General features: G+C 52.4%; 7 protein-coding genes and 1 pseudogene. 2 read left to right on the plus strand and 6 right to left on the minus strand.

Annotated features, from left to right (window positions below; translation table 11 throughout):
- Window positions 1-46: 46 nt before the first annotated feature.
- Together C5S61_RS04415 and C5S61_RS04420 are read right to left on the minus strand one after the other, a co-directional pair.
- Window positions 47-1,222, minus strand: a complete 1,176-nt coding sequence (locus tag C5S61_RS04415; protein ID WP_110513884.1) for a glycosyltransferase family 4 protein — start codon at window positions 1,220-1,222, stop codon at window positions 47-49.
- 2 nt (window positions 1,223-1,224) lie between these two features.
- A complete protein-coding gene (locus C5S61_RS04420; protein WP_110513885.1) occupies window positions 1,225-1,860 on the minus strand; it encodes an HAD family hydrolase in 636 nt (211 codons plus the stop codon).
- A 162-nt stretch (window positions 1,861-2,022) separates the two neighbouring features.
- Here C5S61_RS04420 and C5S61_RS04425 point away from each other — a divergent pair, with 162 nt between their 5' ends.
- Together C5S61_RS04425 and C5S61_RS04430 are read left to right on the plus strand one after the other, a co-directional pair.
- A complete protein-coding gene (locus tag C5S61_RS04425; protein WP_110513886.1) occupies window positions 2,023-2,757 on the plus strand; it encodes a zinc-binding protein in 735 nt (244 codons plus the stop codon).
- An 18-nt stretch (window positions 2,758-2,775) separates the two neighbouring features.
- Window positions 2,776-3,411 (plus strand): hypothetical protein, encoded by a 636-nt coding sequence (locus C5S61_RS04430; RefSeq protein WP_110513887.1) that lies wholly within the window; start codon window positions 2,776-2,778, stop codon window positions 3,409-3,411.
- Here C5S61_RS04430 and C5S61_RS04435 read toward each other — a convergent pair.
- From C5S61_RS04435 to C5S61_RS27660, 4 genes and pseudogenes are all read right to left on the minus strand, one after another.
- Window positions 3,408-4,229, minus strand: a complete 822-nt coding sequence (locus tag C5S61_RS04435) for a DUF92 domain-containing protein (RefSeq protein WP_110513888.1) — start codon at window positions 4,227-4,229, stop codon at window positions 3,408-3,410. The genes C5S61_RS04430 and C5S61_RS04435 overlap by 4 nt on opposite strands.
- Window positions 4,230-4,381: 152 nt before the next feature.
- The gene (locus C5S61_RS04440; protein WP_110513889.1) at window positions 4,382-5,464 is read right to left on the minus strand and encodes a M42 family metallopeptidase; all 1,083 of its coding nucleotides are present in this window, start codon (window positions 5,462-5,464) and stop codon (window positions 4,382-4,384) included.
- A 516-nt stretch (window positions 5,465-5,980) separates the two neighbouring features.
- On the minus strand, window positions 5,981-6,760 hold the full coding sequence (locus C5S61_RS04445; protein ID WP_110513890.1) for a class I SAM-dependent methyltransferase: 780 nt from the start codon (window positions 6,758-6,760) through the stop codon (window positions 5,981-5,983).
- A 530-nt stretch (window positions 6,761-7,290) separates the two neighbouring features.
- A pseudogene (locus C5S61_RS27660) lies at window positions 7,291-7,403 on the minus strand (IS982 family transposase); the annotation flags it as partial.

Consider the following 7,403-nt stretch of genomic DNA (forward strand, 5'->3'; position numbering starts at 1 on the left):
CGATCCTGCCACGCTAAAGCTTGCCACGCTCTCGCTACTACATTGCCTAGCTCGTGGCGTGATCATACCGTTGGAGCAAGATTGTACGTTGAGCCAACCAATTAAAGTGGGTTTCAATCCGCTGTTGAGCAGCTAAACCCAAGCGCTGCCGTAGCTCTGGTTGTTGGAGTAGCCGAATGAGGCCTTGCGCTAAGGCTCCGCTATTGCTTGGTTCAACTAAGATGCCGCTTTGTTGATCGAGATATTCGGTCACTTGGCCAACCGCCGCCGCGACAATCGCCAAACCTGCTTGCATTTGTTCGGTTAATTTGGCCGAGCATTTGGCCCGATTGAGCAGCGTATCATCCATTGGATAAAGCGCCACATCTGCCGCCGCTAATGCTGCATCAATTGTAGTTTGCTCGCTCCAGCCCCGGTTATCCAGCGCATGGCTGATGCCTGCCCGCTGGGCCAAATTGGTTAATTGCTGTTCTTCCCCATGCTCGCCAGCCCCAATCACCAAAAGCTTGGCCTGCGGCATTTGCGCCAGCACGCCAACCATGGCCGCCACCACATCGCTGACTGGAAACTCCCAAAAGCGGCTATAGAGCAACATAACTGGTTCGTGGCCGAGGCCAAGCATGGCCCGCGCTGCACCGCGCTCAGGCAAGCTGCGCCGCGGCAAATCAACACTATTCGGCAAATACAGCACTTTATTGGTTGGCAGGCCAAATAAAATCACTTGATTGGCCAAAGTTTGCGAAGCCACCGTCACGCAATCGGCCAATTTGGGCAAATTGCGCTCTTGCCAATCGATCAAGGCTTTGATCGGTTGAGGATAATCAAGCCGATCGTTCCAACCGCCCGTACCTTCCCAATCGTCTGTATCAACAAAAATGGGCAAATTGGGGCGCAAGCGCCGAATCAAGGGCAAGGCCATGCCACCATAGCCCTTGGGCTTAAACAAATGCACCAGATCCGGCTTGAGCACCAAACAGCGCTTGAGCATCCAGATCACTGAGCGCAGCATTGCCACGCTGCCTTGGCCAAAATTTGGGCTATGCTCAACCGTAATCTGCTTAATGACCGTAGTTTGGCCAGCATCAGCAGGGTTGAGATCGCTTGGTGCAAGCACATGCACCAGATCGCCACGATCGGCGGCAGCTTGGAGCAGGGGCAACGCGCGGCGGCTTAATGTTGCTTTGGGCCGCAAGCCAAAGGGCGCAAGCGCAACGATCCGCATGCTCAAAACTCCTCGCGCAACATCGCCCGTTCATGGGGTTTGAGCACATCCAAGCTGCCAAGTTCATCGATCAATGCTGCGGTGGTGGTGAAATGCACCGTCGGCAGGCCAAAAGCCCGCGCTGCCTGCACATTGCGCACTTTATCGTCGATAAAAACGATCTCGCGCATTGGCATGCCCAAGGCTTCAACCGCCAATTCAAAGGCTTGGGGATTGGGCTTGGCCACCCCGACCCGCGCCGAATTGATCACCACATCAAATAAGTTGGAAACCTGCCAGCGCTCTAAGATCGTCTCTAGGTCGTCGAGCGCATTCGAGAGCAAGCCAGTGCGATAGCGGCGCTGCAACACTTGGGCAATGCGCACCATCTGTTGATTCAGTTGCTCGCCAGCAAATAGCTCATTCATAAAGCCTGTTAGCTCACCATCAATGCCTAATTTTTGCTGCATGCCCGACCAATAGGCTTGGCTGGTTAGCTGACCAACCCGCGCTTGTCGCCATTCATCGCCGTTATACAACAAGGCATACAACGATTCGGCAGAATGGCCATAGCGCTGGGCAATGCTACGATAGCCTTCAAGTGATTCATGTTGCGGATTGAAAACTCCGCCCCAATCGAATAGGATGGCTTGGGTCATGGTTCTTCCTTTGGTCTAGGCATCAGGTGATACTGTGGCAGGCGTTCGCGCGCAGCCAACAACTAAATTGCAATTTGTGCGTCTAAGTTACAGGCTTATGGGCAAACAACGTGGGATAATTGTAGCAGATACCACGCTAATCTAGATGAGAATGCGAAATCGATGACAAGCCGTCTAATTCCACCAATTCGTAGCCAGCAACTGCCAGATAAAAGCCAATGTGCGGTGTGTGGCCAGCGCTTGACCGGGGCATATTATTTTCTGCCCGACCGACCGGAGCGCTACTGTGAACAGTGTATTGAGCAACGCCCACGCTGTAGCAGCTGTGCAGCGCCTGTTGGCAGCGATGGCTGGACGCTGCACGATGGACGATCGCAGTGTGGCAGCTGCCATCGCAGCGCAATTTATGATCCGCAGGAAGCCCAAGCCTTATACGCTGATACAGTTGCTTCGCTGGCCCAACATCCTGGCTTGCAAGTGCAAGTTGGCGCAAGCTTTCGGCTGGTCGATCAGCCAACAATCCAAGATTTGGCCCGCCAAGGCGCAATTGCCACCGAAGGCCAACAAATGCTTGGGCTGTATCTGCGCCAAGGCCGCATGCGGGTGGTTTATGCCTTGTATGGCCTGCCGCGTTGGCGCTTTCGCTTGGTTGTGGCCCACGAATTTGCCCACGTTTGGCAGGGCGAACATTGTCCGTTATTAACTGATTACGATTGGGTTGAAGGCTTTGCTGAATGGGTTGCCTACCAACATTTGCTTTTTTTGGGCGCAACCAAGGCCGCTGAAAGATTACGCAATGGCGAACACCCTTATCGCAAGGGTTTGGAGCAATGCCTCAAACTCGAAGAACAAATTGGCGTTCGGGGGGTTTTGGCTGCAATGCGCACCCTCGAATAAGCACGTTTTGGAGGAGTTATGCGCTGGTTTGGGGCGTTTTTTCTGGCCTTTATGCTTTCAACAACTGGTTTTTTTGCTGTGCTGCCGATTGCTGCGAAAATAACGACACCGCTAGTTTGTACTGGTGGCACGATCATCTTGCCCGAACGGATTTCGCGCAAAACGAAATTTTATTGCAGCAAACAGGGCGAGCAACACGAAATTAATGCCTTTTGGCTCATGGCGAGCGGGATTTTGATCTACACGCCGCTTTTGTATTTGCCGTTATTATTGCTTGGGCGCAATACCAAAACGGCGCTTGGTAGCCAGCCAAAGCCAACTAAGGCAACTATTGATGCGCAGAATCAAGCCCAATTTGCGCGCTCAATTGCTGCTAGCGCCACCGTGATCGATGCTGAAAAAGGCAAGCATATTTCGAGCAATGGCTTTCGGCGCGATGTTGAAGTTATTTTGAGCCTCGCAGTGCAGCGTCCCGATGGGTCGAGCTATAACGCCAAAAGCGCGTGGATGGTCGAGGAATTGCAGTTTGCCCGCATCGCCATTGGCCAAACCATCGCTGTGCAGATCGATGCCGACGATCCACAGGTGATTTATCCCAGCCGCGAGCTGCGCCAGATCAAATATTCGCCGTGGTATAGCAGCAATTATGCCTAATTGGCGAGCGCTGCAATCAATAAGCCGACCAGCGCGCCAGCACCAGTGCTAATCAAATTAACCCAATCGTTATTGAGCCATGCCAAGCCGCGATAATGACGGGTTTCATTGCCACACTTGTGAATTGTGCGCTCGGTTTCGGTTGCACAGTGCTCGCACCAACGCATTTGCTGCACGGTTGCACCAAGCAAGCTATCAGCCAACGAGCCTGCAATGCCACCCACCGTTGCCGCAACCACAAACCACAATTGCGGTGCTTGGCCATTGCCAAGGCCTAAACCAGTCAAGCCCCAAGCACTAAGGCCAATCAGCAGTGCGCCAAGGCTGGTCGCGGCCATACCCAAGCCCGAAATTGCGCCAGAGCGCCCGCGTTCAACTTGCTTAAAGGTTGTGAGCATAAACGGGCGACCTTTGCTGAGCGTGCCAATTTCGGTAGCCCACGTGTCGGCGGTGGCGGTGGCAATCGCGCCTAAGGCTAAGGCCCACCAACTAAAATGTGGTTGCCAGGCATAGCCCAACGCCGTGATCAAGGGAATGCCGCCGTTGGCCATGGTTTGCCAAATATCGCGGCGATCGTCTTTGCTAAATTTATCGAGCGCGACGACTGCTTTGCGGCGTTTGCCAACTTTGGAAAGCAAACTAGAGCTAGCGAAGAACAAAATAATCAGCCAGCCCCAAGCCCAACTGCCAGCGCCCACGGTTAGCGTGCCAATTAACACAGCGCCGAGCCAGCCGCTTAAACTCAGCGAACGTCGCCAATAGCCAAGCCCACCAACCAGCAAACTCAAGCAGAAGCCCGCCAACAAACGCACAAGCATGCCAATGTACCTCGAAATAGACGTTTAAGCTGCCCTCGTCCCAACCCCATGGTTTTGCTGCAATGTGTGATGAAAACGTATGCTCCCCCTCGCCCGCGTTTCAGTAGGAGAGGGGGTTGGGGGGTGAGGGAATCCTTCGCATTGCTTCAGCTTTAGGCCGATTGACCAGCTTTGATGTAATCGACAGTTGTTTGATCGAGCTTGCGCACAACTGCTGCCAGCAGCGTCACCACCTGATCAAAATCATCGCGATGCAGCAGTGAGGCATGGGTATGAATGTAGCGAGTTGCTACGCCCAGCGCCAACGATGGCACGCCAATATTGCTAATATGAAAACGCCCAGCATCGGTGCTGCCACCAGTCATCGTGTCGAATTGATAGGGAATACCCAATTCTTCAGCGGTATCAACCACCAAATCGCGCAAACGCCGATTAGGAATCATGCTGGTATCAAACAGCAACAGCACTGGGCCGCCGCCCATTTTGGCTTGCGCTTCGTCTTTGCTTACGCCTGGGGTATCGCCAGCAATACAGACATCGATGGCAAAGGCAATATCGGGCTTGACCAGATTGGCGAGTGTTGCCGCACCGCGCAAGCCAACTTCTTCTTGCACGGTTGCCCCTGCCACAACCGTATTTGGCAGATTATCATTGGCTAATTCATGCAGCACTTCGACCGCCGCCGCACAGCCAAAACGATTGTCCCACGCTTTGGCCATGAGAATTTTGGCGTTTTGCAATGGCGTAAATGGGCACATTGGAATAATTGGATCGCCTGGCATCACGCCCCATTCACGGGCTTCGGCTGCTGAGCTGGCCCCAATATCAATAAACATATCTTTCTTTTCGACCAATTTTTTGCGCGCTTCTGGCGAGAGCACATGCGGCGGCTTTGAGCCAACCAGACCCACGATTGGCCCATTGCGGGTTTCAATTTGCACCCGTTGCGCCAACATCACCATTTCCCACCAGCCACCGAGGGTCTGAAATTTAATAAAGCCATCGTCGGTGATGCGGGTTACCATAAAGCCAACTTCATCGAGGTGTCCAGCCAGCAGAATTGTTGGGCTACCTTCGGGTCCAGCTTTACGGGCGGCGATGCTACCAAGATTATCATTGATTAATTCACCGAAAGGAGCCAAAGCTTCAGCCATCACAGCCCGCACTGGCCCTTCGTTGCCTGGTACGCCCGACGCATCGGTCAAAGCCTGCATAAGTGCTAAGCGTTCATCCACAATCGTGCTTCCTTTGCAATTAAACGGTTACTCACTGCATTCTATGCTAATTTGCACATAACGACAATTGACAATCGTTCAAAAGCCGATTATGATCAACAGCTGTGCATAATCATAGCAATGTAGCCGTCGCTGGCGCAAGCTAGAGGCAACTTCCCGACCCTTCCGACCACCCTCGCGGTGGACAAGTTACCCTGTGAAACCGTAAACAGGGGCGCGAGTTTGGGTAACCTGCTCGTGACGCAAGCCGACAACAGCAAATATTCCCGCCAGTGGTCATTTGGCTGCTGGTAAGGGCTGAAACGGTGGTGTAAGAGACCACCAGCATGCCTCAGCAATGAGCGTGGCTAGGTGACTGCGCTAACCCTTGAAGGGCAAGGTGTGTGGGACGAGCTAAACTAGTGAGAGAGGCAACTCGTTTGAATCACGGCGTTCGTTCACATCGCAGCGAAACCGGAACCTTGGGTGACACCCAAGCGACTAGGGATCGCCCGCAATTGCGGAGATAGATGGCGGCTAATCCAGAATCGGGGGTATTGCAGCGCTGTGGTTATGCACACCATTTGCTTGCACCAGATACACCACCCGCGTCGCTTCACTTAAATCAACTGGCTCTCCATCACGATTCAACCGCGCAACCACGCTTAATCCAGCTGCTGCCAACAACTCAACAATTTGCTGATCGCTATAGGCTGCTTGCAGATGAGTTTCGCTTCCGCGTTGCCATGCATCATTGTGGCGCTGAAACCAGACAATCTTGCCAATCCCAATTTGGGCTTCTTGGTCAAAATCCAGCGCATTGTAAATATATAAATCATCGCGATCAAGCACCACTTGGTTGTGTTCAGACCAAGTTGCATACAACAACGGCGTATTCAGATCAAACACCAACCAGCCATGCGGCGCAAGCGCGGCGGCAATTTGCTGAAATACATGACCTAATTGCGCTGGCTCAAGCAGGTAATTCAGCGTATCAAACAGGCTGATGATTAAATCGTATGTTGTTGTTGCTTGCCATGTCGCTAAATCAGCTTGCTGCCAATTGACCGTGGCGTGCTGTAACTCAGCATGCAAGCGAGCTTGGGCCAACATGGTTTCCGAGCGATCGATTGCTGTGACCTGATAGCCTTGCAGCGCCAGCGCTACAGCAGCATCGCCCGTACCACAACCAAGATCAAGCACCGTTTGAGGCCGCTGATCCTGCTGTTCAAGCCAAACCAACAGCCAATTGAGCAGATGCAAGCTCAGCCAACTCTGGCCAGCTTGGCGATAAATTGAGGCATATTCGTTGTACATGGCTGCTATTGTAACCCACAAAGAGCATAGAACAAAGGATGAAGGATGAGGGATGAAGGATGAGGGGTGAAGGATGAGGGGTGAAGGATGAGGGGTGAGGCTATTGGCTATTGGCGAATTAATTCGTGGAATTCGTGGCTAAAAACGTTCTTCGCGACCTTCGTGGATCACATATTTAACGCAGAGGACAGATGGTTATGGGCTATGGGCTTTTGGCTATAGGAAAAGGAATCAAAAAAATCTGTGCAATCTGTGGCTAAAAATAAAATCATTCGTGGAATTCGTGCAATTTGTGGCTAAAAAATGAGCCTTCGTGTCCTTCGTGAATCAAATATTTAACGCAGAGGCGCAGAGGAACCGATGGCTATAGGCTGAAGGCTTTGGGCTAGCGGAACATTGATTGCAATTTTCAACAATCCTCGATAGCCAATAGCCAATAGCCTATTTCCCTTCGCGACCTTCGTGGTTTCAGACTTTTGACTTTTGACTTTCTTCATCCCTCATACTTCATACTTCACGCCTGATGTGAGTTAGGCATCGTTGATAACCGTAAAGGTGAGGACATCGATCCCAAATCGCGCCCGCAATACGGCTTTGACGACGAGATGCGTCACCTTGCTCGCAATGCGGGTCGCCAATCCTT

The organism is Herpetosiphon llansteffanensis (genome assembly GCF_003205875.1).
Classification (GTDB): Bacteria; Chloroflexota; Chloroflexia; order Chloroflexales; family Herpetosiphonaceae; genus Herpetosiphon; species Herpetosiphon llansteffanensis.